Origin of the sequence: Streptomyces sp. V4I23 (assembly GCF_030817975.1) — a bacterium.
In the GTDB taxonomy this organism is placed as follows: domain Bacteria; phylum Actinomycetota; class Actinomycetes; order Streptomycetales; family Streptomycetaceae; genus Streptomyces.
On record NZ_JAUSZW010000003.1, the window covers coordinates 1 to 25,425 of the forward strand.

Annotated in this window: 20 protein-coding genes and 9 pseudogenes; 16 read left to right on the forward strand and 13 right to left on the reverse strand. The window is 65.8% G+C overall.

What is annotated here, in order from left to right; translation table 11 throughout:
- Positions 1–68 precede the first annotated feature (68 nt).
- A protein-coding gene (locus QFZ82_RS01615) for an IS3 family transposase (protein WP_307711216.1) occupies positions 69–1,228 on the forward strand; the annotation gives its coding sequence in 2 pieces (ribosomal slippage) (positions 69–333 and positions 333–1,228; 1,161 coding nt in all).
- Positions 1,229–1,560: 332 nt separating this feature from the next.
- Here the strand turns inward: QFZ82_RS01615 and QFZ82_RS01620 are convergent.
- From QFZ82_RS01620 to QFZ82_RS01655, 8 genes and pseudogenes are all read right to left on the reverse strand, one after another.
- Positions 1,561–2,697 (reverse strand): annotated as a pseudogene (locus tag QFZ82_RS01620) (IS1380 family transposase); the annotation flags it as partial.
- Between the two features lie 25 nt (positions 2,698–2,722).
- Positions 2,723–3,655 (reverse strand): integrase core domain-containing protein, encoded by a 933-nt coding sequence (locus tag QFZ82_RS01625; protein ID WP_307711409.1) that lies wholly within the window; start codon positions 3,653–3,655, stop codon positions 2,723–2,725.
- Positions 3,652–3,972, reverse strand: coding sequence for a transposase (locus QFZ82_RS01630; RefSeq protein WP_307711246.1), 321 nt, complete (start codon positions 3,970–3,972; stop codon positions 3,652–3,654). The genes QFZ82_RS01625 and QFZ82_RS01630 overlap by 4 nt, the downstream gene beginning before the upstream one ends.
- 56 nt (positions 3,973–4,028) lie before the next feature.
- A pseudogene (locus tag QFZ82_RS01635) lies at positions 4,029–4,277 on the reverse strand (transposase); the annotation flags it as partial.
- 84 nt (positions 4,278–4,361) lie between these two features.
- On the reverse strand, positions 4,362–4,670 hold the full coding sequence (locus QFZ82_RS01640; protein WP_307711410.1) for a transposase: 309 nt from the start codon (positions 4,668–4,670) through the stop codon (positions 4,362–4,364).
- Positions 4,671–4,703: 33 nt separating this feature from the next.
- Positions 4,704–5,108, reverse strand: a complete 405-nt coding sequence (locus tag QFZ82_RS01645; protein WP_307711411.1) for a type IV toxin-antitoxin system AbiEi family antitoxin domain-containing protein — start codon at positions 5,106–5,108, stop codon at positions 4,704–4,706.
- A pseudogene (locus tag QFZ82_RS01650) lies at positions 5,105–5,647 on the reverse strand (transposase); the annotation flags it as partial. The gene QFZ82_RS01645 and the pseudogene QFZ82_RS01650, both read right to left, overlap by 4 nt.
- Positions 5,648–5,683: 36 nt before the next feature.
- Entirely contained in the window at positions 5,684–7,036 is a 1,353-nt protein-coding gene (locus QFZ82_RS01655; RefSeq protein WP_307711412.1) for an IS4 family transposase, read from the reverse strand.
- A 193-nt stretch (positions 7,037–7,229) separates the two neighbouring features.
- On the opposite strand from QFZ82_RS01655, the pseudogene QFZ82_RS01660 reads away from it, so the two are divergent.
- Positions 7,230–8,233 (forward strand): annotated as a pseudogene (locus QFZ82_RS01660) (IS5 family transposase).
- A 20-nt stretch (positions 8,234–8,253) separates the two neighbouring features.
- Here QFZ82_RS01660 and QFZ82_RS01665 read toward each other — a convergent pair.
- Positions 8,254–8,565 (reverse strand): annotated as a pseudogene (locus QFZ82_RS01665) (transposase); the annotation flags it as partial.
- A 313-nt stretch (positions 8,566–8,878) separates the two neighbouring features.
- Here QFZ82_RS01665 and QFZ82_RS01670 point away from each other — a divergent pair.
- Positions 8,879–9,070 (forward strand): annotated as a pseudogene (locus QFZ82_RS01670) (hypothetical protein); the annotation flags it as partial.
- A 7-nt stretch (positions 9,071–9,077) separates the two neighbouring features.
- Here the strand turns inward: QFZ82_RS01670 and QFZ82_RS01675 are convergent.
- From QFZ82_RS01675 to QFZ82_RS01685, 3 genes and pseudogenes are all read right to left on the reverse strand, one after another.
- Positions 9,078–9,947, reverse strand: a complete 870-nt coding sequence (locus QFZ82_RS01675; protein ID WP_307711475.1) for a thioesterase II family protein — start codon at positions 9,945–9,947, stop codon at positions 9,078–9,080.
- Positions 9,925–10,928, reverse strand: a pseudogene (locus tag QFZ82_RS01680) (IS5 family transposase). Before QFZ82_RS01680 ends, QFZ82_RS01675 begins: the two are co-directional and overlap by 23 nt.
- A gap of 124 nt (positions 10,929–11,052) precedes the next feature.
- Positions 11,053–11,640 (reverse strand): sigma-70 family RNA polymerase sigma factor, encoded by a 588-nt coding sequence (locus QFZ82_RS01685; RefSeq protein ID WP_307711413.1) that lies wholly within the window; start codon positions 11,638–11,640, stop codon positions 11,053–11,055.
- A gap of 542 nt (positions 11,641–12,182) precedes the next feature.
- Between QFZ82_RS01685 and QFZ82_RS01690 the strand changes: the two genes are divergently transcribed.
- The 12 genes and pseudogenes from QFZ82_RS01690 (at position 12,183) to QFZ82_RS01745 (ending at position 24,067) form a co-directional block, all read left to right on the forward strand.
- A complete protein-coding gene (locus QFZ82_RS01690; protein ID WP_307711414.1) occupies positions 12,183–12,944 on the forward strand; it encodes a DeoR/GlpR family DNA-binding transcription regulator in 762 nt (253 codons plus the stop codon).
- A gap of 366 nt (positions 12,945–13,310) precedes the next feature.
- Positions 13,311–14,617 (forward strand): annotated as a pseudogene (locus QFZ82_RS01695) (IS701 family transposase).
- A 103-nt stretch (positions 14,618–14,720) separates the two neighbouring features.
- Positions 14,721–15,572 (forward strand): annotated as a pseudogene (locus QFZ82_RS01700) (IS5 family transposase).
- On the forward strand, positions 15,569–15,973 hold the full coding sequence (locus tag QFZ82_RS01705; RefSeq protein WP_307711411.1) for a type IV toxin-antitoxin system AbiEi family antitoxin domain-containing protein: 405 nt from the start codon (positions 15,569–15,571) through the stop codon (positions 15,971–15,973). Before QFZ82_RS01700 ends, QFZ82_RS01705 begins: the two are co-directional and overlap by 4 nt.
- Before the next feature lie 57 nt (positions 15,974–16,030).
- Positions 16,031–16,848, forward strand: a protein-coding gene (locus tag QFZ82_RS01710) for an IS5 family transposase (RefSeq protein WP_373429201.1) whose coding sequence is annotated in 2 segments (ribosomal slippage) — positions 16,031–16,378 and positions 16,381–16,848 — 816 coding nt in all. Because the reading frame shifts where the segments join, the coding sequence is not laid out codon by codon here.
- 300 nt (positions 16,849–17,148) lie between these two features.
- On the forward strand, positions 17,149–18,186 hold the full coding sequence (locus tag QFZ82_RS01715) for a beta-ketoacyl-ACP synthase III (protein ID WP_307711415.1): 1,038 nt from the start codon (positions 17,149–17,151) through the stop codon (positions 18,184–18,186).
- 24 nt (positions 18,187–18,210) lie between these two features.
- On the forward strand, positions 18,211–18,450 hold the full coding sequence (locus QFZ82_RS01720; RefSeq protein WP_307711416.1) for a phosphopantetheine-binding protein: 240 nt from the start codon (positions 18,211–18,213) through the stop codon (positions 18,448–18,450).
- Positions 18,450–19,673 carry a beta-ketoacyl synthase gene (locus tag QFZ82_RS01725; RefSeq protein WP_307711417.1) on the forward strand — a complete coding sequence of 408 codons (1,224 nt, stop codon included), beginning with the start codon at positions 18,450–18,452 and terminating at the stop codon, positions 19,671–19,673. Before QFZ82_RS01720 ends, QFZ82_RS01725 begins: the two co-directional genes overlap by 1 nt.
- A gap of 22 nt (positions 19,674–19,695) precedes the next feature.
- Positions 19,696–21,534 (forward strand): acyl-CoA dehydrogenase, encoded by a 1,839-nt coding sequence (locus QFZ82_RS01730; protein ID WP_307711418.1) that lies wholly within the window; start codon positions 19,696–19,698, stop codon positions 21,532–21,534.
- 31 nt (positions 21,535–21,565) lie between these two features.
- Positions 21,566–23,161 (forward strand): acyl-CoA carboxylase subunit beta, encoded by a 1,596-nt coding sequence (locus QFZ82_RS01735; protein ID WP_307711419.1) that lies wholly within the window; start codon positions 21,566–21,568, stop codon positions 23,159–23,161.
- Between the two features lie 28 nt (positions 23,162–23,189).
- The gene (locus QFZ82_RS01740; RefSeq protein WP_307711477.1) at positions 23,190–23,633 is read left to right on the forward strand and encodes a MaoC family dehydratase N-terminal domain-containing protein; all 444 of its coding nucleotides are present in this window, start codon (positions 23,190–23,192) and stop codon (positions 23,631–23,633) included.
- 2 nt (positions 23,634–23,635) lie between these two features.
- Positions 23,636–24,067: a MaoC/PaaZ C-terminal domain-containing protein gene (locus QFZ82_RS01745; protein ID WP_307711420.1), complete on the forward strand. Its 432-nt coding sequence runs from the start codon at positions 23,636–23,638 to the stop codon at positions 24,065–24,067.
- Positions 24,068–24,151: 84 nt separating this feature from the next.
- Here the strand turns inward: QFZ82_RS01745 and QFZ82_RS01750 are convergent, their stop codons facing one another.
- A complete protein-coding gene (locus QFZ82_RS01750) occupies positions 24,152–24,451 on the reverse strand; it encodes a hypothetical protein (protein ID WP_307711421.1) in 300 nt (99 codons plus the stop codon).
- A gap of 136 nt (positions 24,452–24,587) precedes the next feature.
- Between QFZ82_RS01750 and QFZ82_RS01755 the strand changes: the two genes are divergently transcribed.
- Positions 24,588–25,349 (forward strand): DeoR/GlpR family DNA-binding transcription regulator, encoded by a 762-nt coding sequence (locus tag QFZ82_RS01755; RefSeq protein ID WP_307711422.1) that lies wholly within the window; start codon positions 24,588–24,590, stop codon positions 25,347–25,349.
- Positions 25,350–25,425 lie beyond the last annotated feature (76 nt).

Genomic DNA, 25,425 nt, shown 5'->3' on the forward strand with positions numbered 1-25,425 from the left:
CTGTACTGAGATTTGTGGAGTCCCTGATGCCAGGGTTACGGTCCTGGCGAAGGAGATCCACCAACACCATGCCTGCACCCCGTAAATACCCGGACGAGCTCCGCGAGCGCGCGGTCCGCGAGGTCCGTTCCACCGGCCGCCCGATCGCGCACGTTGCGAAGGACCTGGGCATCCATAAAGAGGCCCTGCGCGGCTGGGTCCGCCAGGCGGAGGCCGACCGTGGCGAGCGCGACGACCGGCTGACCACCGCCGAGCAGGACGAGCTCAGGCAACTCCGCAAAGAGGTGGCGGAGTTGAGGCGGGCGAACGACATCCTCAAGGCCGCGTCGGTGTTTTTTGCCCAGGAGATCGACCGTCCCCGGACGAGGCCGAGCAGGTGATCGACCATCTGCGTGACAAGGGTCTCGGGGTCGATCCCGTCTGCCGGGTGCTGGAGCTGTCGCCGTCGACGTACTTTGCCCGCAAGAAGCGGCCGAAGTCGGCCCGCCGGCTCCGCGATGAACAGCTCATGCCTGTGATCGAGTCGGTCCACGCCGAGTCGGACGGCACCTATGGAGCCCGCCGGATGACCCGTGCCCTCAAGCGCAAGGGGGTGGACGTCGCCCGCTGCACCGTCGAGCGCCTGATGGCCAAGCTGAACCTGGAGGGTGTCATTCGCGGACAGCGGCGCCGCACCACGATCTGCGAACCGTCGGCGCCGAGGCCGCCGGACCTGGTCGATCGGGACTTCACAGCCTCCCGCCCGGACGAGCTCTGGGTCGCCGACATGACTTATGTGAGGACGTGGTCGGGCTGGGCATACGTGGCGTTTGTCCTGGACGTGTACTCGCGGATGATCGTCGGCTGGCAGGTCGCGAACCACATGAGGACCGAACTGCCCCTGGACGCACTGGAGATGGGTCTGTGGAGACGCCGGATCAAGGCAGGCTCCGGCCTCATTCATCACAGCGACCGCGGATCTCAATACGTGTCAATTCGGTACACCGACCGGCTCGCTGACATCGGCGCCTCCGCGTCGGTCGGCTCCGTGGCCGACTCGTACGATAACGCGATGGCCGAGGCCCTGAACGGCACGTTCAAGGCCGAGCTGATCGAGATGCAAGGGCCGTGGCGGGACGTCGACCAGGTCGAACGGGCGATCTTCCAGTGGGTCACGTGGTACAACGAAGAACGCCTGCACTCCGCACTCGACTACGTACCGCCCGCCGAGTACGAACGCGACTTCTGACGACAACAGGAAGCCACCCCGCAGTCCGCCTGAAACAAGACCACCGGACTCTACGAAACTCGGGGCAGCTCACGACCTTGACGCCATCGCGACGAAGCTCAACAACCGTCCGCGAAAGTGCCTGGGGTTCCGCACACCAGCCGAGAGTGTTGCCTTGACCGGTTGAATCTAGCCTCGGGCTTTCATGACAGCTCGCCAGTTCATCTGGCGGGCTGTTTCTGTCTGTGCTGTGGGTTTCGGGCATGACATCGCCCCGGCAGTCGCGTCGGGTGGGCGCCGGGTTCCACTGCTCCGGTGGGCTTGCGCTGCCCGTAGGGACGAGAAAGTGTTGGTCAGCCGGGGCTGGGGAGGGCTTCGAGTCGTGCCCACGCGTCGGTGATCAGGTTGGTCCAAGGCCAGTGTTTCGCGAGCCGGAGGATGCGGCGGCGGCCGGTGGTGACCAACTGGGCAGCGATGGAGAACAGCCGCAGGCGCAGGCGTTTGGGCTCCCACACCCGGGCGGTGCCGGCCAGAGCGAGCATGGGCATCCAGGCGAGCAGGTCGAGGGCGATCTGGACGATCTCCAGCCAGATCTGGTTCTGCGCGGTGTCGTGCAGGGGCAAATTGCGCAGGCCGGTGGCGCGGGCGGCGCGGATGCGGTCCTCGGCCCTCGCGCGCTGGCGGTGCCGCAGTTCGAGCGCGGCGATCGGAGCATGCTTGGTGTTGGTGGCGAAGCAGGTCAGGCGCATGCCGTCGGCGTCGGTGAAGCGCAGTTGGGCGCCGGGGTGCGGGCGTTCCTTCCGCACGATCAGCCGCATCTCCTTGGGCCAGCCGGTCAGGCAGTCGCCGTCGAGTTCGGCGACCCAGGCACCGTCGCGGATCTCGCCGTCGGGCTCGACGGCCGGCGTCCAGGCCGATGCCGGGACCTTCCCGACGGCCTGGTGGATGGCATCGGTGATGGTCATGCCGACCGAGTAGGACAGCCACCGGCCGCGCGCGGAAAGCCAGTCCACGAACTCGTGGGTGCCGCCGCCCGAGTCGGTGCGGATCAGCGTCCGCCGTCCGCGCCGGTACTTCTTCGGCAGCTGCTTCAGGGCGATCCTGGCGGCTTCGATGTGGTCCGCAGCGGTGTTGCTGCCCGCGTTCCCGGGCCGCAGCAGCCCGGCCACCGGCTCCCCGGACCCGCCCCGGCCGTGGTCGACGAACCCCATCAGCGGATGGTGCCCGAACGTCTTTTTCCAGGTCGCGGCCGCATCCTGCTTCTCGGAATGCGCGATCACCAGCACCCCGTCCAGGTCCACGACCACCTGCCCGCCGGCGTCCGGAGCTTCCTCACCGGCCAACGTCCACACACATTCACGGACTTGAGAGCGGGCCTGCCGCAGTGCGGTCAGAGCACGCTTCCCACCCGCTGCCAGCGTGTCGATCAGCCGGGATACCGTCGGATCGGAGGCCACCGGCCCGAACACCGACGGTTCGGCCCGCAGCAGACCTGTCCCGCGTCAAGTTTTTGGCTCAGTGATCTCGGTTTGAAAGTTGGGGATGCAGGCTCGGGTCGTTGTAGACCTCGATCGGCCGGTGGCCGGACAGGGCCTCGTGGGGTCGGTTGTGGTTGAACACATGCCGGTAGTGCTCGGCCTCGCGGGCGAGCATGGTGAGGTCCTCGATCTCCAGGCGGTAGAGGTGCTCGTACTTCAGCGAGCCGAAGGCGCGCTCGCGTACGCCGTTCTGGCCGGGGCTCTTGGCCTGGGTGCGGATGTGCAGCAACTCGGGGCGGGTAGCGATGAAGCGGGCGAACGCGGCGCCCTTGAAGGCTCCGCCATTGTCGGTGACCAGCTTGATGCGCCGGTTTTTGCCGGTGTCGGGATCGGCGGGCAGCAGCTCGGCCAGCGGACGTCCGCCGAGACGTTCGGCCTCCGCGATCGCGAGCTTCACCGCCTCGATCGCGTCGGCGCCGGTGCACGAGGGGCTGATGTGCCAGCCGTGCTCGTACTTGGTGAAGTAGTCCGTCACCCCGGCCAGCTGCCAGATCCCGCCTCCGGACGTCTCGTATTCGGAGAAGTCCAGTTGCCATACTTCGTTCGGGCTCGTCGGCGGCTGGGCGAAGGCGGCCTTGCGGGCCTTGGCCGGCTCGCGGCGTATGCCCTGGTAGTCGACCGGCTGGAGTAAATCCCTTCTGCGCAGAGCCGGTTCGATGGAGGATGCAGACACGTCGTGGCCGTCGGCTCGCATCATCCAGTGGATCTTGCGGTGGCCCCAGGCCGGCCAGTCCGCGGCGTACTTCGCGGCGATCGGCTCGAGCTGGTCGACCACCGGCGCCGGCCACGGGCCCTTGACCACACTCTGGCCACGGCGGGCGCGGGCCTGCCAGCGGGTGCAGGTGCGGCGCGGGATGCCGACAAGCTCGCAGAACCTCGAGGTCGGCATCGCCGCTTGGGTGCGGATCACCTCGAGGTCCTCGAAGGGGCCAGGCGGCCCTCAGCGGACTTCTTCCACACCCGCAGCTCGACATGGGCCTCACCAAGCGCGGCCTTGAGGTCCTCGATCTGCTCCTCGAGCATCGCCTCCCGGCTGGAGGCCTGCTTCGATGTTCCGGCCGTCAGGCCAGCCTTCCCGGACTCCAGGAACTGGTCCCGCCACTTGGCCACCGACGTCTGCGACGTCTTGTTCCGGCGGGCCGCCTCAGCGACGGTCATCTCACCAGCCAGGACCGACAGCACGATCCGTATCTTGTCCTCCACCGGGAACTGCGGCGGACGGCTCATCAGGCTCTCCTTCAGCTCGTCAGGGCTCAACAAACCCCTGTGCCAGAAAGTCTGACGCGCGACAGACCGACGTCTGCCAGGCAGTCCCCACCCAGCGCGACCGCGAGCGCCACATCCAGCAGGACCTTGCCCGGATCATGCACCGCCCGCGGCCTTCGCCACGGCTCAAGCGCCGCCGATATCGCCTCATCCAGACCGGACTTGCGGATCGTCTCCACCAGCAGCACACCGCCAGCCTGGGACACCACCCCGCGGCCACCGCCCTCGACGCGGACACGCGGGTAGGACCCGATACGCTTCTTCACCTGGAGAGTGCTTCTTTCATGCGACGACCTGGACACTAGACAAGTCCCATCGTTGCAGGTCAGGAGCACTCTCTGCGTTTCTGATCACCCACCGGACGCCCTGCCTCGTGAAAGCGCGAGGCTAAGGCCGCTTTTTTCAGGATCTCGATCGTCTTCGCCTGCTCGGCGGTCAGCTTCCGCAGCCGCTTCAGTTCCGTCGGCGGCCCGCACGGCACCGGGTCCCGATCCGCTGTCCCGGGCGGCGCTGGCCTTCTTCACCCAGCCCCGCAGGGACTCCGAGCTGATCCCGAGTTCCCGGGCGACTGCGGTCACCGTCCGGCCCGACGACCGCACGAGCTCGATCGCGTCCCGCTTGTACTCGTCCGAGTACCGCTTCGTGTACTTGCTTCCCACCTGGCACTGCTTCCTCTGGAACCTCAGAGGGCGTTAAGTCCGTTTCTGATAGCGGCCGCGTCCGGGTTGTTCGAGGAGTCCTTGGCGGACGAGTCGTCCCAGGCGGGAGTGGGTGACGTTGATCGAGGGCTCGTCGGTGGGCAGGCCGAGGTGCTCGTGCAGATCGCGGACGCGGAACACCTTCCCGGGGTGCTCGTTGAACGTGGTCACGATGCGCTGGTAGACGGTGGCGGTGGCGGTCTCCGAGGGGGCCGTTGCGTGGTCGGGAGGGGTGAGGCCGTCGATGACCTTGCGGGTGGCGGCGAGCTCGGCCAGGCGGGCTTCGGTCTCGGCGAGGGCGGTGGTGAGCTGCTCGATCTGCTCACGCAGGTTGCCGGCTCGTGCGGCGGTCTCATCGTGTTCGGTCTGCAGCAGCCGCAGGAGTTCGCTGACGTTCACGCGGCCAGCTCCACGTCGTCCCGCCAGGTGGGGCAGGGGTGGTGAGGCGGCGGAGCATGCCGGCGGTGGAGGCCCAGTAGACGCGGGAGGCCGCGTTGTCGGGCCGGTGGTCATAGTCGCGAGCGAGGCGCCGGTGCAGCATGAGGGTGCCGTTGACCTGCTCGACCACCCACCGTTTCGGTTCCGGGACGAAGCCTTTGCCTTCGTCGTCGGGGTTGCGCCGGACCACCTCGACGGTGATGTCCTTCACCGCTCCGTGGATGATCACGGCGTCTTTGAAGCCCTGGTCGACCAGGGCTGTCTCCAGGCGCATTCCGCATCGTTCGGCCGCCTGGTCCAGCAGGGCGATGCCGGCCTCGTTGTCGTGCGCGCTCGCGGCCAGGACCACCACGCCGATGATCAGGCCTATGACGTCGACGGCGAGCCCCCGCTTCCTGCCGGGCGTTTTCTTGTTCATCCAGTCCCGTCGTCTTCTTCGGCACCCCGGCCGCCACGCGGACGGACTGGGTGTCGATGATCACCAGGGACGGGTCCTCTAGGGCCAACGCCGTTCAGTTAAGGCGGGCTCGGTGGTGTCAAGGGCTGCTCGTGAGCATGGTGATGCTAATGGTGGCTTTGTAGGTGGTGCGGTCGATGGCGGGTCCGCGCGCGTTGTATTTGGAGATCGCTCGTTTGACGATGCGGTCTTTGGTGCGGACCCGCCGGGCTGGCAGGAGGTGGGCCAGGACGTGGCGGCCGATGGTGCCGACGAGGTCGATGTCGGTGTCGGTGATGACGCCGGCGGCCAAGACGAGCTGGTCCCGGGCAGCGGCGAGGGCAGTGGTGAAGCCGGCCCGGTCCGGGTCGGTGCCCGCGGCACTGTCGGCAGCGTCGGTCATTGCCGTGCGTAATGCCTGGTAGGCGGTCAGGAGTGCCCAGACCTCCTGCTCGATGCCGTCGGGGGTGCGGGCCCGCAGGACGCGTCCGCCCAAGATCGTGGATTTCAGCTCGGCGTAGGCGGTCTCGATCTCCCAGCGCTCGTGGTAGAGCCGGATGAGTTCCCCGGCCGGGTGGGTGGCAGGGTCAGTGAGGGTGGTCAGCAGCCGGTAGTGGCCGGCGCGGGCGCCCTGGGCGGTGCGGATGGTGATCTCGGCGTCGATGACTCGCATAGTCAGCGGCCCGATCCGGGTGAGTACCGAGCCGTCGCGGCAGCGGGCCACCAGGGGCAGCTTCCGATTGGTCTTGCAGCGGACCAGCAGATCGGCGCCGGTGGAGGCCAGCTGGTTCAGCAGGGCAGCGGAGGAGAAGTTCCGGTCGCCCAGCAGCAGCATTCCGGGCCGCAGGCTGTCCGCCAGGGGGCGGGCGTATTCCAACTCACCATGCGTGGCGGGACCGAATACGGCGCCGATCAATGACCGGGTCCCGCAGGCCACCAGCGCGGCCAGACGCAGTTGCGGGTAGCCAGAGGTCCCGTTGCCGAGCCGCTGCCGTGTGAACACCGCCAGGTTGGCCGGGCAGTCCGGGACCGGCAGTAAGGTGCCGTCGACCGCGACGACCCTCAGTCCCCGCCACCGCCCGGCGGCAGCGGTCGTGGCCGCGGGCCCGCTCACCAAATTGAACAGCGCTTTCATTGGTGCCGGCCCCAGCCGCTGGCGGGCCTGGCGAAGAGCGCTGCCGCTGGGCCGGAGCAGCGGCAGGCCCGCCAGCCCGGCACACAACCGGTCGAAAACCTGCTGGTAGCCCAGCCCGTTGAAGAGCGCTCCGGCCAGCAGCAGGTACACCGTGACCCGCGCCGGCACCAGCCGGATCCTGCGCTGCACCGCACCGGTCTCGGCCAACACCTCGTCGACCATCTCGAACGGAACGATCCGGGTCAGCTCACCGATATGCCCCGGCGCGAACACCCCGGCCGCTACCCCGACCGTCCTGGTTATGGCAGTCTGTTCCAACAGCGGAGCTCCTGTAGTGAGGATGTCTTGGAGGACAACCTCTTCTACAGCAGCTCCGCTGCCTCGTTCACCAAGCCTTGACGAGCGACCTCCACGCCTAACTGAACGACGTTGCCTCTAGGGCCCGTGTGATGTCGTGATCATCTTGCCGATCCGGATCTGCCTGGAAAGCGGATCCGGTAGGAAGAGGATCGTGACGTGCAGACAACTCACCGACGAGCAATGGAAGTTGATCGAGCCGTTCCTGCCGATAGGCGAGTACGGCCCCTACCCCGAGCGGCTGCGAGATCAGTTCGAGGGGGTGATCTGGCGGTTCAGGACAGGCGCGCAGTGGCGGGAGATGCCGGGCGAGTTCGGGCCCTGGCCAACCGTCTACGGACGCTTCCGGGTCTGGCGGAACGCCGGTGTCTTCACTGCCCTGCTGGAGGGTCTGATCGCCGAAGCCGCCCGCCAGGGCAAGACAGACCTTTTCCTGGTCAGCGTGGACTCCACCACCGCCCGCGCGCACCACGACGCGGCCGGGATGATCGTCGACAAGGACGTCATGGAGGCTCTCGAGGAAGCCGCCGCAGAGCAGGAACAGGCCCGGCAAAAAGGGGCGATGAGGCGGAACAGAACGGGCGGGGGTGCGGAGATGAACCTGAGCGGGTCGAACGCCGACGCGTCCGCCGCCGACACAGACTCCGTCTGGGGGCAGCCCTGCTCGGAAGATCCCGCGGCGGGCTGACCAGCAAGATTCGCCTCGCTGCTGACCGCAAGCGCCGACCGCTGTCGTTCGTTCTGACCGCCGGGCAGGCCGCGGACAGCCCCCAGTTCATCCCCGTGCTGAAGAAGATCCGCGTCCGTCTGCCGGTCGGCCGGCCCCGCACCCGGCCGGGCGCGGTCGCCGCAGACAAGGCGTACTCGTCCCGCGCCAACCGCGCCCACCTGCGCAAACGCCGCATCAAGGCAGTCATCCCGGAGAAGAAGGACCAGGCCGCCAACCGCAAGAAGAAGGGCAGCCGGGGCGGTCGTCCCGTCAACTTCGACGCCGAGCTTTACCGCGAGCGCAACACCGTCGAGCGCGTGATCAACCGGCTGAAGGACTGGCGCGGCATCGCCACACGCTTCGACAAGACGCCCGAGAGCTACCTCGCCGGCCTCGAACTGCGCGCCTCGATGATCTGGATCGGAGATCTGTTGCAGGCAACTGATTGATCACAACATCACACGGGCCCTAATTGTCTGGACCGCTCCCGCACCTGGCAGCGCAGGATCTCCTGGATCCGCTGGTCAAGGCCGTCCTCGCGCCACAGGGTGAAGTAGTAGAACACCGCCGACCAGGCCGGGAGGTCGTGTGGCAGGAGCCGCCACTGACAGCCGGTCCGGTTCTGGTAGAGCAGCGCGTTCACGACCTCACGCAGGTCGCAGGAGCCCGGGTCCCCGGTCGCCGACCGCGCCACCCGCTCCTGCTTCCACGCGGTGACCAGCGGCTCGATCAACGCCCACTGCTCGTCGGACAAGTCGGTTGCGTACGGCATCCGTTCCATGCCCGCGACCCCATCATGCACACGACATGAGGCGACGGCAGAACCGTCCCATCACCCACGAACGGGCGACACCACATCATCAGGAACGGGACTTAACGCCCTCTCAGGTCCCAGTCTCCAGGTGTCCACGATCAAGGGGAAGCATCACCAGCTTGCCGTCGGAGGCCACGACGAACCACTCGACGTCCAGGCGTTGCTCGTTGGCATAGCCCGGAGTGCAGTCGCCGACGTAATCGCACGCAATAACTGAGTGGCCAATTAGCCTACGTGGCCTGAAGGGTGCCCTCCTTGCGCCTGGTCCCGCTGAGGGCCCCTCGTGCTGACCGGCGCAGCCCGCCGGCGGGAACCCCGCCGCCTGCGACTGCGGCTGCTTTCCGCCGCCACCCAGCCCGTCACCACCGGCCGCCGTCGCATCCTCCGCCTGGCAAAGCACTGGCCCTGGAGCGTGCACGGGAGCGGTCACCCCAGGTTGGCAAGGGGCGGCGTGGGTGGTGTTTGCTGTTGATTTTTGTTTAGCTTGCTTCGCGCCACATGGCCAGGGGGTCGTATTCGGTGGGGATGTGTCCTGTGTGCAGTCGCATGGCTGCTTCGCGCAGGATTTGGGGTGTCTTGTTGCCGTGTACGAAGAGGTGGTCGCCTTCGACGGTGCGCACGGTGAAGCCGGCGGGGGCGTAGTCGGCCCATTCGATGATGCCGTGCAGGGGGGAGATGGTGTCCCGGCGTGCGGCCAGGGCGAGGAGTGGGGCTTGGAGTGGGGTTCGTTCAGCGGTAAGGAGTGCTTGGGCGAGGTGTAGGTCGTCTCGCACGACGGGGAGTACGTGTTGTTCCCACAGCCGGCCGCCTTGGGCGGCTTGGGGTGGCAGGGTCTGGTGGGCGACCAGCAGTTGCAGCAGTTCACGGTCGGGCAGTTCCAGACCGGTCTGCAAGGGAGAGGCCAGGTGAGGGGCTTGAGTGGCCCCGATGACGACCAGTGCCGGGGAGGGAAGGCCGGCCCGTTCCCGGGCGCGTGCGAAGTTATAGGCCACCAGGCCGCCCATGCTATGCCCGTAAAGGATGTAGGGGTGAGTGTTGAGGGTATCACCGAGCTGTGTGTGGAGTTCTTCGATGAGCTGGTCGGCATCGGTGATCCTTGGCTCCGCCTTGCGCTGGTCACGCCCCGGCAGGGTTACGGGAACAACCTCAGCGGCCTCACCGATGATTTTCTGCCACGAGGCGAAGGCCGAAGAACCCGCGCCCGCGTGGTGGAAGCAGACCAGCTTCGGCCGCTCCAGCGAGCCACGCCGACGACGAGCAACTTCAAGATCATTATGCCGGGAGTCGGTGGGCGCACAGCCTACTAGGGCCCGTGTGATGTTGTGATCAATCAGTTGCCTGCAACAGATCTCCGATCCAGATCATCGAGGCGCGCAGTTCGAGGCCGGCGAGGTAGCTCTCGGGCGTCTTGTCGAAGCGTGTGGCGATGCCGCGCCAGTCCTTCAGCCGGTTGATCACGCGCTCGACGGTGTTGCGCTCGCGGTAAAGCTCGGCGTCGAAGTTGACGGGACGACCGCCCCGGCTGCCCTTCTTCTTGCGGTTGGCGGCCTGGTCCTTCTTCTCCGGGATGACTGCCTTGATGCGGCGTTTGCGCAGGTGGGCGCGGTTGGCGCGGGACGAGTACGCCTTGTCTGCGGCGACCGCGCCCGGCCGGGTGCGGGGCCGGCCGACCGGCAGACGGACGCGGATCTTCTTCAGCACGGGGATGAACTGGGGGCTGTCCGCGGCCTGCCCGGCGGTCAGAACGAACGACAGCGGTCGGCGCTTGCGGTCAGCAGCGAGGCGAATCTTGCTGGTCAGCCCGCCGCGGGATCTTCCGAGCAGGGCTGCCCCCAGACGGAGTCTGTGTCGGCGGCGGACGCGTCGGCGTTCGACCCGCTCAGGTTCATCTCCGCACCCCCGCCCGTTCTGTTCCGCCTCATCGCCCCTTTTTGCCGGGCCTGTTCCTGCTCTGCGGCGGCTTCCTCGAGAGCCTCCATGACGTCCTTGTCGACGATCATCCCGGCCGCGTCGTGGTGCGCGCGGGCGGTGGTGGAGTCCACGCTGACCAGGAAAAGGTCTGTCTTGCCCTGGCGGGCGGCTTCGGCGATCAGACCCTCCAGCAGGGCAGTGAAGACACCGGCGTTCCGCCAGACCCGGAAGCGTCCGTAGACGGTTGGCCAGGGCCCGAACTCGCCCGGCATCTCCCGCCACTGCGCGCCTGTCCTGAACCGCCAGATCACCCCCTCGAACTGATCTCGCAGCCGCTCGGGGTAGGGGCCGTACTCGCCTATCGGCAGGAACGGCTCGATCAACTTCCATTGCTCGTCGGTGAGTTGTCTGCACGTCACGATCCTCTTCTACCGGATCCGCTTTCCAGGCAGATCCGGATCGGCAAGATGATCACGACATCACACGGGCCCTAGCAGGCGACCTGGCGCAAGAACAAAGCCCTGTGGAACGGGACTCGACCAGTCAGTCGACGAGCAGATCACGGCTCTGCAGTATCTCGCGCAGCGCGCGCACTGCGTAGTATGTGCGCGACTTGATGGTGCCTCGAGGCACACCCAGTACCGTGGCCGTCTGACTGGTGCTCCGACCGATAAAGTACACGTGTAGCAGCACCTCTCTTTGGATCGGCGGGAGTTCTCTCATGGCCTCGACCACCGCCTGCTTGGTGAGAACGCGATCGATCCAGTCGGGTACGGGGATGCTTGGGAGTTCCGGTTCAGCGACCTCCGGAGGCCGTGCTTGCCGGGCTCGATGGCCGTCGATGACCAGATTGCGAACCACGGTGAACAGCCAGGGACGTACGGTCTCAGCCGTCGGATCACCCAGGTTGGCGGCGTTGCGCCAGGCGCGGATGGCCGCCTCTTGCAGGACGTCCTCGGCTCGGTGCCAGTCACCGCCAAGCAACCGGGCCGCGTAGCAAAGCAGTAGGGAGCCGTGGCGTTCGTACAACGCCTTGAGGAAGGCCTCGGCCGGTTCCGAATCCGAGGATGTGGGACGCGGTGCCTCGTCGGTGGGGAGAACGTCGTGGGTGGTGAGGAGTAGGTCGCGCATGAGAGAGCCCCCAGTCAACTGGTTGTATGCAGCAGGGAGTGTTGTCTGCGCGAGCGGTCCCAAGGAGCGGCCCTGCACGCGCAACGTAGCGGGTCTGATGACTTTGTACCGGCGTAGGCGGGGCCTCAGTCGGCCCGCACCGGCATGCATTCGGGCCGAATGTGACCGTTTCCCGGAACTCCAATACACAGGCTCACATGCTCGATTGACCGGTCGCCGCCGTCTTCTCGTGCCCGGTTGCGCCAGCACGGCTGCCCGTTCCCGCTCCGAACGGACGGGAGCAGGCCGCTCCAACGCACGAGAGGGCGGCAGTCGACACGAACGGGCAAGGAATGGACCCCGCTAATCCCGCATCGGGCAGCAAAGACGGTCGCGGGAAACCCGAAACGGCTGGCTGACCAGCGGATATGCAGACTGCCTCGCGGGCAGATGCGGGCCCGATCACATCGGACATCAGTCTGTTCACCGCAGCCTTCGCGCTGTACAAACGAGCCACGCCGACCCAACGGAGCCGGCCCATAGCAGAGACAGGGATGAATGTCGTGGACATCGATGAACGCCGACGAGAGATCCTCCGACTCGCCCGGCGCACCGGCTCCGTGACTGTCACAGCACTGGCCGCGGACCTCGCGGTGGCCAAGGAGACGATTCGCCGGGACCTCCATGTGTTGGAGCAGCACGGGCTGGTCCGCCGCACGCACGGTGGGGCCTACCCGGTCGAGAGCGCGGGCTTCGAGACGACCCTCGCCGTCCGCACCAGGCAGCACGTACCGCAGAAGGCCCGGATCGCCGCCGCCGCCGCCGGGCTGCTCGGAGAGGCAGAGACCGTCTTCATCGACGAGGGCTACACACCGCAGCTCATCGCGGCGGCACTGCCCCGGGACCGGCGGCTGACAGTGGTCACCGCCTCCCTCGCCGTGGCGCACGTTCTGGCCGACGCAGAGAACACGGCCGTACTGCTGCTGGGCGGCCGGTTACGCGGCGGCACCATGGCCACCGTCGACCACTGGGCGACCCGGATGCTCGCCGGATTCGTCATCGACCTGGCGTACGTTGGGGCGAACGGCATCTCCCGCGAGTACGGGCTGACCACTCCCGACCCAGTCGTCAGCGAGGTCAAGGCACAAGCCGTCCGCGGGGCCAGGCGGCGAATCTTCGCGGGAGTGCACACCAAGTTCGGCGCCGTCAGCTTCTGCCGCTTCGCCGACGTCCGCGACGTCGAGGCCATCGTGACCGACGGCGGTCTACCGGCGGCCGAGGTCCAGCGCTACTCGGTGCTCGGCCCCCGGGTCGTCCGGGTGTGAAGCACCGTCCCGTTCCACCTGGAGGCGCACACCTCCCCGCACCCTACCCGCCGACACACGCATGAGGAGAAGCTATGTCCCTCCAGCAACCAGGACAAGTCACCAGCACGTGCATGGTAGCTTCCCGGCTCAGAGCCGTAGGGGCTTCGCTCATCGCAGCGGCCTTGCTCGCCGGGTGTAGCGGAGCGGGCGCCGAATCCTCCGGCGCCGCCGACACCCTAGTACTCCAGTCTGGTTTCGCGATCTTGCTGGTGGACCCGGCTGGTAACGCGTACGGCCACCGCATGATCATCGGGGGTTGTGTGGACTCCTGAAGATCGTGCGGTGGCCGCAGGCCATAGCGTAGACCCTGCCCGCTGGCGGGCGATGTTCGACCAGGCCATGGCCCGGATCGCGGGACGATTCGGCCGAGTTGAGCCGCGGACCGCCGCCCGTGCCTATCTGCTCGGGCTGCTGTCGAACGTCGAGCGCAAGAACTGCTGGCAGCTGGCCGAGCAGGCCGGTCTCGCCCGGCCCGGGCCGATGCAGCGCCTGCTGCGCTACGCGCGCTGGGACGCCGACGCTGTCCGTGACGACCTGCGCGCCTACGTCGCCGACCACCTCGGCACCGACGACGCGGTGCTGATCGTGGACGAGACGGGCTTTGTGAAGAAGGGCCGAGCCTCGGCGGGCGTGCAACGGCAGTACACCGGCACCGCGGGACGCATCGAGAACTCCCGGGTCGGCGTGTTCCTCGCCTACGCCACCAGCCGGGGACGGGCCCTGATCGACCGTCGGCTCTACCTGCCCGAGCATTCCTGGTGCACCGATCGCGACCGCCGTCACGCGGCCGGGATACCCAAGGAGGTGCAGTTCGCGACCAAGCCCCGCTTGGCCGGGGAGATGATCGCCGACGCGCTGGACGCGGGGCTCACCGCTTCCTGGGTGACCGGCGACGAAGCCTACGGCCAGGACCCGCACCTGCGAGCCCGCCTCGAAGGCCGTGGTATCGGCTACGTCCTGGCAGTCGCCTGCTCGGCCAGGGTGCGGATCAACCACGGCCGCACCCCCGTCCGCGCGGACACCGTCGCCGGCAGCCTGCCCGCCACCTCCTGGCACCGCCAGAGCGCCGGGAGGGGCGCGAAGGGCCCGCGCTACTACGACTGGGCCTGGATCCACATCGGCAGCGACAGCCACCGCCACCTACTCATCCGTCGCAACCGGACCACCGGTGAACTCGCCTTCTACCTGTGCTGGTCACCCACCGAGGTGCCCCTGGCGGAGCTGATCCGCGTCGCCGGTGTCCGCTGGAGCGTCGAGGAGTGCTTCCAGGCAGCCAAGGGCCAGGTCGGACTCGACCACTACCAGGTCAGGCACTGGACCTCATGGCACCGGCACATCACGCTCGCCATGCTCGCCCTGGCCTTCCTGAGCGTCGTCGCCGCCAGCGCGGCCCCGGACCGGGCCGCCGATCCGCACCACCCCACCCGCAGCCACGAACCGATCACGCTGACCGTCCCGGAGATCCGCCACCTACTCGCCGCCTTCCACCCACCGGCCGTGTCCGCGGCCAGGCTGCTGCACTGGTCCAACTGGCGCCGAAAGCACCAGGCCACAGCCCGTCGCAGCCACTACCGACGACGATCCGCCGACGAACCCACGGGATAGATCACGAAACCGCACTGGAGTACTAAGAGGGCGTTAAGTCCCGTTCCTGATGATGTGGTGTCGCCCGTTCGTGGGTGATGGGACGGTTCTGCCGTCGCCTCATGTCGTGTGCATGATGGGGTCGCGGGCATGGAACGGATGCCGTACGCAACCGACTTGTCCGACGAGCAGTGGGCGTTGATCGAGCCGCTGGTCACCGCGTGGAAGCAGGAGCGGGTGGCGCGGTCGGCGACCGGGGACCCGGGCTCCTGCGACCTGCGTGAGGTCGTGAACGCGCTGCTCTACCAGAACCGGACTGGCTGTCAGTGGCGGCTCCTGCCACACGACCTCCCGGCCTGGTCGGCGGTGTTCTACTACTTCACCCTGTGGCGCGAGGACGGCCTTGACCAGCGGATCCAGGAGATCCTGCGCTGCCAGGTGCGGGAGCGGTCCAGACGATTAGAGGACCCGTCCCTGGTGATCATCGACACCCAGTCCGTCCGCGTGGCGGCCGGGGTGCCGAAGAAGACGACGGGACTGGATGAACAAGAAAACGCCCGGCAGGAAGCGGGGGCTCGCCGTCGACGTCATAGGCCTGATCATCGGCGTGGTGGTCCTGGCCGCGAGCGCGCACGACAACGAGGCCGGCATCGCCCTGCTGGACCAGGCGGCCGAACGATGCGGAATGCGCCTGGAGACAGCCCTGGTCGACCAGGGCTTCAAAGACGCCGTGATCATCCACGGAGCGGTGAAGGACATCACCGTCGAGGTGGTCCGGCGCAACCCCGACGACGAAGGCAAAGGCTTCGTCCCGGAACCGAAACGGTGGGTGGTCGAGCAGGTCAACGGCACCCTCATGCTGCACCGGCGCCTCGCTCGCGACTATGACCACCGGCCCGACAACGCGGCCTCCCGCGTCTACTGGGCCTCCACCGCCGGCATGCTCCGCCGCCTCACCACCCCTGCCCCACCTGGCGGGACGACGTGGAGCTGGCCGCGTGAACGTCAGCGAACTCCTGCGGCTGCTGCAGACCGAACACGATGAGACCGCCGCACGAGCCGGCAACCTGCGTGAGCAGATCGAGCAGCTCACCACCGCCCTCGCCGAGACCGAAGCCCGCCTGGCCGAGCTCGCCGCCACCCGCAAGGTCATCGACGGCCTCACCCCTCCCGACCACGCAACGGCCCCCTCGGAGACCGCCACCGCCACCGTCTACCAGCGCATCGTGACCACGTTCAACGAGCACCCCGGGAAGGTGTTCCGCGTCCGCGATCTGCACGAGCACCTCGGCCTGCCCACCGACGAGCCCTCGATCAACGTCACCCACTCCCGCCTGGGACGACTCGTCCGCCAAGGACTCCTCGAACAACCCGGACGCGGCCGCTATCAGAAACGGACTTAACGCCCTCTAAGAGGGTGTCTCACGTGGCGTTAGGTGGATGCGGCATGATGCTTTGCCATGGTTGTTGGTTTGTCGCAGCGGTTGGTTCCTGACGAACTCTGGTCGCTCGTCGCACCGTTGTTGCCTTCGTTTACTTCCCGTCCGCAGGGTGGAGGCACGGCCCCGGTCGATGAGCGAGCAGCGTTCACGGCTGTGGTGTACGTGCTGACCAGCGGCTGTGCCTGGCGCCATCTGCCGGAGACTTTCGGTGTCTCGCCGGCCACCGCGCACCGCCGGTTCTCCGCTTGGACCAAGGACAGGCTGTGGCGGCGGCTGCATCGGGCCGTTCTGGACGAACTCGGGGCCCGTGGTGAGGTGGACTGGACCTCGGCGATCGTGGACGCGGCCTCGGTCCGTACGAAAAAGGGGGATCGCTGACCGGGCGCAATCCGGTCGACCGGGGCAAGAAGGGCAGCAAGCTCCACGTACTGTCCGACGCGCAAGGCTTACCCCTCGCTCTTGGCGTCTCTGGCGCGAACGTTCACGACAGCCAGGCGCTGCTGCCGCTGGTCCTGGGCATACCCGCCATCCGCTCGAGGCGCGGTCCCCGTAGACGCCGCCCCGGCAGGCTCCGTGCCGACAAGGCGTACCACTCCGCCGAGAGGCTGAAGTGGCTGCGCGAGCGGGGCATCGTCCCGCGCATCGCCAGGCCCGGCATCGAGTCCAGCGAGCGTCTCGGCCGGCACCGCTGGAAGATCGAACGGTCGATCTCCTGGCTCTTCGGCTACCGCCGCCTGACCGTCCGATACGAGCGAAAGGGCAGCCACTTCCTGGCCTTCCTCGGACTCGCGGCGGCCCTGACCTGCTACAAGAAGCTCGCAAAACTCACCACGTGAGACATCCTCTAACACTCAGGATTTCAGGCGCATGACACTAGACAGCTCGCAGGTGCGTCGAGGTGCATCAGCCCATCCCTCAAATCGCCCCGGTGAGCGAAAACCGGATAGCCGCTGCCCGTTGGGGCAAGTCCGCGATGACCGAAGGGGTACACAATCTCCAACGATGCTGACAAGCACGTTGGGCTTGCTGATCCTGATGCGGAGTCAGCAGATCCACTTTCGGCGTTATAGGTGCCTCGGATTCGGTTCGGACCCGGATGGTGCCCTCGCGTCAGCTTGCCCGTAAGGGGGTCGGCCATGGAAGGCAATGCCGCGGTCCTGTGTGGCCTGGGAGCTTGGGTGCCACCACGAGTGGTGTCCAACAAGGAACTCACCACGGCCTTGGATACGTCCGATGAATGGATCCGCAGTCGTACCGGTATCGAGCAGCGATACCTCGTCGACAAGGGAATGGCCACCTCCGACCTGGCCGTGGAAGCCGGCAAACGAGCGATCGAGTCCGCCGGCTCCCCACCCATCGGAGCGGTCGTGCTCGCAACTACGTCACCGGACCGCCTGTGCCCTGGAACAGCTCCCGAGGTCGCCACGCGGCTCGGGCTCGTCGATGTACCCGCCTTCGACATAGCGGCGGCGTGCGGCGGATTCATGTACGGGTTGACCGTCGCGTCCTCGCTCGTGAGCACAGGGCTCTCCGGCCATATCCTGCTGATCGGTGCCGAAGCCTTCTCCACCATGGTCAACCCGCAAGACCGCAGCACGGCAGTGCTGTTCGGCGACGGCGCGGGCGCCGTCGTGCTGCGTGGGGGAGAGCCGGGTGAACCAGGTGAGATCGGGCCCTTTGACCTGGGAAGTGACGGCGGCAAGGCCGACCTGCTCGCCGTGCCGGCGGGAGGCTCGCGTCAGCGGTTCGTTGCGGCAACCGGTCAGGGGTTGGCGGACGCCCGACCACCCGAGTACTTCCTCCACATGGACGGCCCGGAGATCTTCCGTAACGCGGTCAAGCGGATGACCTCCTCCAGCCGCAAGGTGCTTGACCAGATCGGCTGGACGCCGGACGAGGTCGATGCTCTTGCCGCGCACCAGGCCAACCTGCGCATTGTAAGCGCCGTAGGGGAGAGACTCGGGATTCCGCAGGAGCAGTGGCTCACCAACGCCGATCGCGTCGGTAACACCCTGACCGCTTCTATACCGATCCTGCTCGCCGCCTCAGCGGCTAAGGATCTACTACGGCCCTCCGATCGCGTCGTGCTGACGGCCTTCGGCGCGGGCCTCACCTGGGGTTCCGCGGCAATGACCTGGCCACAGATTACGCCGCGCATCGACGTTATTCCTTAGTCCGCACAGAAGGGAAGCCCACCCATGGGAACCACGTATGACCAGCTGGTCCACATCCTCACCGGGAAACTGGAGGTGCCCGCGGAACGCGTCCGTCCGGACGCTCTCTTCGGCGAGCTGGAGCTCGACTCGCTCGCTGTAGTCGAGCTGGAAGTCGTACTGGAGGAGACCTTCGGGGTTGAGCTCTGGTCGGACGGTTTCGACCAAAGCATGTCGCTTGCCGAGGCCGCGAATCAGCTTGCCGCAAGCCAGCTGGAAGTCTGATGTCCCAGGAGTGGGCCGCGGTCACCGGAATGGGCATGGTGACGCCAGGTGGTATCGGAAACGAACCGACCTGGCGCGCCGTGTCCGCCGGCATATCGACAGGGGCAGTCGACCCCAACTTGTCAGGGCTCCCCGTCGACATCTCCTGCACGGTTCCAGGCTTCGATCCGCTCGAACTCCTGGGTGAAGGGCCTTCTCACCGTCTCGACAGGTACGAACAGTTCGCCCTGGTAGCGGCCCGCGAGGCGCTGCTCGACGCGGGACTGGATCCGGATGTCTGGAACGGTTCGCGTGTCGGTGTTGTGATCGGCACCGGGGCTGCTGGAGTATCCACGTTCGCCGCACAGGCACGTCGGTTCGAGGCCAAGGGCGCCAAGGCCGTCTCGCCCTACTTTATGCCGATGTTCCTGCCGAACATGCCCGCTGCACAGCTTGCGCTAGCATTCGGCGCCAAGGGCCCTTCCCTCGGCGTGGCTACCGCATGCGCAGCAGGGGCTACGGCGATCGGTATCGCCCGGACGCTCCTGCTTGCCGGGGCGTGCGATGTGGTGCTGGCGGGGGGTGCCGAGGCGGCGATCACGCCGTTGTACGTATCCGCCTTCGCCCGCATGGGTGCCCTGGCCCAGCGGACCGACCCGCCCGACCAGATGGCGAGACCCTTCGACGCCGAACGCCAGGGAATGGTGCTCGGTGAGGCTGGCGCGGTTCTCGTGCTCGAGCGCCCGGAACATGCCCAGCGCAGGAAAGCTCGCGTTCTGGCCCGGATCACAGGATTCGGTGCCTCCACCGACGCCCATCATGTGACCGCCCCCGATCCGGAGGGTGCCGGAGCCGTGGCCGCGATACAGATGGCACTGGCCGATGCCGATGCACACCCTCAGAACGTGGATCACATCAATGCACACGGTACTTCCACCGTGCTCAACGACCTGACCGAGGCAATCGCGATCCGTAAGGCTGTCGGTGACCACCCTGCGGTCACCTCGGTCAAGGGCGTGCTCGGTCACTGCCTCGGTGCCGCCGGCGCGGTAGAGGCCGCGTGCACAGTGCTGAGCATCCGCGACGGGATCGTGCCGCCGACCGCCAACCTCAGGCGGATCGACCCGCGCGTCGGTCTCGATGTCGTCTCCGGTGCTCCTCGGCAGCAACAGATCAAGCTGGCCCTCAGCCAGTCGTTCGGCTTCGGCGGCCAGAACGCCGTACTAGCCATCGCCGCGCCCTGATCTCCCAGGAGGAGCCCTTCACATGCCCGCCCGTTTTCAAGGCAGCGGTGCCGACGAAGATCGCAACGAGCTGCTACACCTGGTGTTCGATGGTACGTTCGACGCTGTCCACACCGAGCTGCGTGAACTCGTCGCCGATCCCATCTTCGAACGCGCACGAGACCTTTCCCCCACCCAGGCGGCACGCCTGGCCTACGAGCGACTCAAGTTCGCCGGGCCCAAACTCCCCCCCGCGCAGAAACTGCTGGCCGACCCACAGCAGCTGTTCGCCGTAGCCGAGTGGCTGTCACTTGTCGACCCGACATGCGCGGCTCTCGCATCCATCCATTACAGCCTGTGCCTGGGAACGCTGCTGCAGTTCGGCGCCGACCGGCCGGAGTTGCAAGGATACGTCGATGAACTCACCTCTATGACGTCGATCGGCCTGTTCATAGGCACGGAGGTGGGCTACGGGAGCAATCTGGCTGCGCTCAAGACAGAGGCTCACTTTGATCCAGATCGCGGCGGGTTCCTTCTCAATACACCCGGGCCGATGGCCTACAAGTTCATGCCCAACACTGGTCTGAGCGATATTCCCAAGATCGCGGTCGTGCTGGCGCGACTCATGGTGCGCGGCGAGGATTTCGGAGTTTTTCCCTTCCTCGTTCGCATCAGTACGTCCGAAGGACCGTGTGAGGGAATCCGGCCCGTCCCCCTGACCGACAAACCCGGCCTCGCCCTGGACAACGGTCTGACCCGCTTCGACAACGTCTGGTTGCCGATGGAGGCGTTCCTCGGTGAGGGCCTAGGGGAGGTCACCGCAGACGGCGAGTTCCGCAGCCCCATCAGCGGCCTCCGAAACCGTTTCATGGAATCCATGACGCGCATCCACGCCGGAAGAGTCTTCCTCACCTCAGGCATCATGGCCGCTGCGCGTGCCAGCCTGTACGCGACCATCCGCTACGCACATGTGCGCCACAGCTATGGCTCTGCAAACCACGAAGTCCCGCTGATCGAGTATCGGGACTATCGGCGAACCTTGTTCGGACGCCTCGCTGAAAGCTACGCCATGGCTTTCCTGGTCAACCACACCAAGAAGGCCTACGCTACGGCGTCGGCACAGCCTAGCCAGAAGACCCTCCACCTGATCGCACTCACCAAGGCTCTCGCCAGTTGGTCAGCGTCGCACACCATTCACACGTGCCGCGAACAGTGCGGTGCTCAGGGGATGTTCGGCGTGAACCGCATCGCCGACTACGTGGGTTACGCTCAGGGCGTCGTGACTGCGGAAGGGGACAACCAGGTACTGCTTGGCCAAGTCGCCGGCTGGCTTCTGACACAACACCACGATGCCCCGGACATCCGCCTCGTGGCACACAACGCCCGCGTAGATCCCCGGGACCTCACACCTCTACTCGTTCACCGCAAGATTGACCTCGCAGAATCAGCAGGCAAGCGCCTCCGGGAGCAGCTCAGGGGCCATGGTGCGGCCTTCGAAGCGTGGAACAGTGTCGTCACCCAAGCCACCACGGCTGCTCGCCTCCACGGCACCATCCTCGCCCTCGAACTCCTCCTTGACGCCGCCGAGCGGGCACGAACCGAGCGCGTGCGCAAGGCCCTCAGGACGCTCGCAACACTGTACGGACTGCAACTGGTCATCGACCATTCTGGGTGGTTGCTCGCCCGCGGCTTGATCTCCGCGGCATTCGTCGAATCCGCTCCCCAGGTCGTCGACGAGCTGTGCAACGAGATCGTGCCAGACGCCGCCCTCCTCGCCGATGGCTTCGGGGTGAGCAATGACATTCTGCGAGCACCCATCGCCGAGGCCAACTACGCCGAAGGGGTCTTCAACGCCCTGGGGGTGCCCTATGACCCTCGCTGAACCACCTGTGGCCGGCAGTCCGAGTTCCAGGATGATCCCAGAGCCCACGCACCAGTCGACTGACACCGCCATCTCAACGTCTGCTCGCACGTTGGTTGCCGAGCTCAACGCTCGGCGCGCGGAGGCCCACAACGGGCCCAACGAAAGCGCCACCCTCGCGCAACACAAGAAGGGGAAACTCACCGCACGCGAACGAATCGACCGCCTACTCGATCCCGGTTCCTTCAACGAGGTCGAGTCGTTCCGACGTCACCGGGCCTCTGGTTTCGGCCTCGAGGACAAGAAACCTTATACCGACGGTGTGGTCACCGGATGGGGCACCGTGGAAGGGCGGACAGTATTCCTTTACGCCCATGATTTCCGGATCTTCGGCGGATCGCTCGGTGAGGCCCACGCAGCCAAGATCCATAAGATCATGGACATGGCGCTGTCGGTGGGCGCTCCGATCGTTTCACTCAATGACGGGGCCGGGGCACGGATTCAGGAAGGGGTGACCGCTCTCGCCGGCTACGGTGGCATCTTCCAGCGCAATACCAAGGCATCCGGCATCATCCCTCAAATTTCCGTCATCCTGGGTCCGTGCGCCGGCGGAGCAGCCTATGCCCCGGCGCTTACCGATTTTGTCTTCATGGTCCGGAACACCTCCCAGATGTTCATCACCGGACCGGACGTCATCCACGCCGTGACCGGCGAAAAAGTCACCCACAACGCCCTAGGCGGCGCCGACATCCACGCCGAAACATCCGGAGTGGCACACTTCTCCTATGATGACGAGGTCAGCTGCTTGGAGGACGTACGTTATCTACTCTCGCTTCTCCCGTCGAATAACGAGGAGTATCCGCCGTTCGAGCCAACGGCCGACCCTCTCGACCGCTCCTGCGAGTCCTTGCTCGATATCGTCCCATCCAATGGCCGGCAACCGTACGACATGCGCGCGGTCATCGAAAAACTAGTCGACGACGGCGATTACCTCGAAGTTCAGGAGAGATGGGCTCCCAACGTCATTTGTGCGCTCACCCGTCTGGGCGGTCATGTGGCAGGCATTGTTGCCAACCAGCCCAATCATCTCGCGGGCGTCCTCAATATCGATGCTTCCGAAAAGGCGGCCCGCTTTGTCCAACTGTGCGACGCCTTCAACATCCCTTTGGTCACCCTCCTGGATGTACCCGGCTTTCTACCAGGGGTCGACCAGGAACACAGTGGCATCATCCGGCACGGCGCAAAATTGCTGTACGCGTACTGCAATGCCACCGTGCCCAGGGTCCAGCTCATAATACGCAAAGCTTACGGAGGCGCGTACATAGTTATGGACTCCCGGTCCATCGGTGCCGACTTGGCCTACGCCTGGCCAACTAACGAAATTGCCGTGATGGGCGCCGAAGCCGCCGTTAACGTGCTCTACCGCAAACAGTTGGCTGAATCCGCCGATCCGGACACCTCTCGCGTCAGCCTCATCAAGCACTACCAACACGAACTTATGCACCCGTACTACGCCGCGGAGCGCGGACTCGTCGACGATGTCATCAATCCCTCCGAGACCCGTAAAACGCTCACCCGCGCCCTTGCGATGCTGCAGACGAAGAAGACTCCGCTCCCTCAGCGCAAACATGGCAATCCGCCGGAATGAAACTCACAAGGAGGCACCACCCTTGCAAGTGCACTCCACCTTCATCGCATCGGTACCCGATCCCTCCAAAGCTCCGTTCACCGTGACTCCGGAGGAGATCCGGGAGTTCGCCGACGCGATCGGTGCCCCTGATCCCGCTTACCGTGATTCCAAGGTAGCTCGCTCTATGGGGCACCCGGACATCATCGCACCTCCGACGTTCATCATGGCGCTTGTCATACCCGAACTGGAGCGCCTCCTGGCGAGCTTCGACATTCCGCGATCTCAAATCATGCAGGCGAAGCAGCACACCTCATACGACAGGCCGATCCATGCAGGACACGAACTGACTGTGTCCACAAAGGTGAAGCGTCTTGCGGTGGTGAAGCCGCGCGAGGTGCTCATCCTTAGATGCACCCTCTCGGACCGGGACGGCAGTCGTGTGGCACGTTCGACCTCGGCCGTAATGATCATTCCTCCGGAAGGAAAATGAACATGATTAAAGAGTCCGAGGAAAAATTTGAAGACATCGAAGTCGGCTTTCAGCTCCCGGCTGCACGGTACCGTTTCACTCGTGAAGGAGTGGTTCGATACGCCAGCGTGACCAAAGACTTCAATCCCATTCACTGGGACATGACAGCAGCCCGAGAATTCGGCCTGAAAGGCACGAATTCTCCCGGCATGCTCATCTTCGCGCAAGTACTCCGAACGGTTACTGCGTGGGCCAGAAACCCGGCTGCCGTGATCGACTACGAATTCAGCTTCCAGAATCCGCTGCTCGTGCCGGATGACGGCCACGGGACTGAAGTTGAGGTGCTAGCTACCGTTAGCGACAAGCTCCCTGGCGGGCGAGTTCGACTTAAAGCGACAGCAACCTGCAACAGTCAGCACCTCATCCGTGGAGCCAATGTGGTCGTCCAGCTCTGACTCCCACGCTATGCGACGAGTCCATCCGCACCTCCGGACGTGCCGACGGGTATGAAAATGAACGCTCGATCTGCAAAGAAATTGTCAGTCGCACGCCTTGTACCAAGCCCGACCCAGGACCGCACGATAGGCCATCCCTAGTGGAGTAGAATCCAGTGCGGCGTCGATCAAAAGTTCCACGTCCACCTCGGCACTCTCCACAGAACCGGATGAAAGATCGCCACGGGACGAGGTTCTATGGATTCCCACTCCGATTTCGTTCCTGGCAGCGCAGTAGAGGTTGTCCGCATAAGCGACGAAGCGTGCCAAATGAGCCTCCTTCGTGTGGGACTCCACCAGTCGGGCGAGTCGGATCATCTGGTCGGTCGCCTTCTGGATACTCATTTTCCCCTCCAGTATGATCTGGGCAACGGGCATTCACCTCTTACTACGAACGCTTTTTCACGAAGTAATCCGGGTTCTGTCATAGATCTGAAACAGTAAGGATCTTCGGCCTGGCCATCGATCGGAGGGGTGCGTAGTGGAATCTGAGGAACGCCGGCGCCAGATCCTGGATCTGGCGCGTCAGGCCGGGTCGGTAGACGTGGTGCAACTCGCTGAGGAACTGGGAGTCGCCAAGGAGACCGTACGGCGCGATCTGCGGACCCTCGAACAGCATGGCCTGGTGCGGCGTACGCACGGCGGCGCACATCCGGTGGAGAGCGCAGGCTTCGAGACGACGCTGGCTCTCCGGACCACCATGCATGTCGGGGAGAAGTTGCGGATCGCGAAGGCCGCGGTGGAGCTCCTGGGGGATGCCGAGACGGTGTTCATCGACGAGGGCTACACTCCACAGCTCATTGCCGATGCCCTTCCCCATGACCGGCAGCTCACTGTGATCACGGCCTCGCTCCAGACGGCCGCGAGCCTGGCGGCCCGGGATAACATCAGCGTTCTGCTGCTGGGTGGTCGGGTCCGGGGGGGCACGGTGGCCACAGTCGGTCAGTGGGCCTCCGGGATGCTGTCCGGCTTCGTCATCGATCTGGCCTACCTCGGCGCCAATGGCATCTCCCGCGAGTACGGCCTGACGACGCCCGATCCGCTGGTGAGCGAGGTGAAGAGCCAGGCCACACGGATCTCCCGGCGGCGGATCTTCTCCGGGGTGTATACTAAGTTCGGGGCCGTGAGCTTCTGCCGTTTCGCCGAGGTCGGCGCCTTCGAGGCGATCATCACCGACACCCGGCTCTCCCAAACGGAAGCCCATCGTTATTCGCTGCTGGGACCTCGGGTCATCCGTGTCTGAGTGGACGTTAAGTCCGATCTTCCCTGGTTCGTGATCGCTCGATCGTGGTACTGATCGCCGTACGAGGCGACCGTTC

What these genes read in the sequence shown, in the direction of transcription:
- QFZ82_RS01725 (WP_307711417.1), top strand. Translation starts at nt 18,450, where the DNA reads ATGTCCCAGGAGTGGGCCGCGGTCACCGGAATGGGCATGGTGACGCCA.
- QFZ82_RS01630 (WP_307711246.1), bottom strand. Translation starts at nt 3,972, where the DNA reads ATGAGCCGTCCGCCGCAGTTCCCGGTGGAGGACAAGATACGGATCGTG.
- QFZ82_RS01730 (WP_307711418.1), top strand. Translation starts at nt 19,696, where the DNA reads ATGCCCGCCCGTTTTCAAGGCAGCGGTGCCGACGAAGATCGCAACGAG.
- QFZ82_RS01715 (WP_307711415.1), top strand. Translation starts at nt 17,149, where the DNA reads ATGGAAGGCAATGCCGCGGTCCTGTGTGGCCTGGGAGCTTGGGTGCCA.
- QFZ82_RS01720 (WP_307711416.1), top strand. Translation starts at nt 18,211, where the DNA reads ATGGGAACCACGTATGACCAGCTGGTCCACATCCTCACCGGGAAACTG.
- QFZ82_RS01750 (WP_307711421.1), bottom strand. Translation starts at nt 24,451, where the DNA reads ATGAGTATCCAGAAGGCGACCGACCAGATGATCCGACTCGCCCGACTG.
- QFZ82_RS01735 (WP_307711419.1), top strand. Translation starts at nt 21,566, where the DNA reads ATGATCCCAGAGCCCACGCACCAGTCGACTGACACCGCCATCTCAACG.
- QFZ82_RS01685 (WP_307711413.1), bottom strand. Translation starts at nt 11,640, where the DNA reads ATGCGCGACCTACTCCTCACCACCCACGACGTTCTCCCCACCGACGAG.
- QFZ82_RS01745 (WP_307711420.1), top strand. Translation starts at nt 23,636, where the DNA reads ATGATTAAAGAGTCCGAGGAAAAATTTGAAGACATCGAAGTCGGCTTT.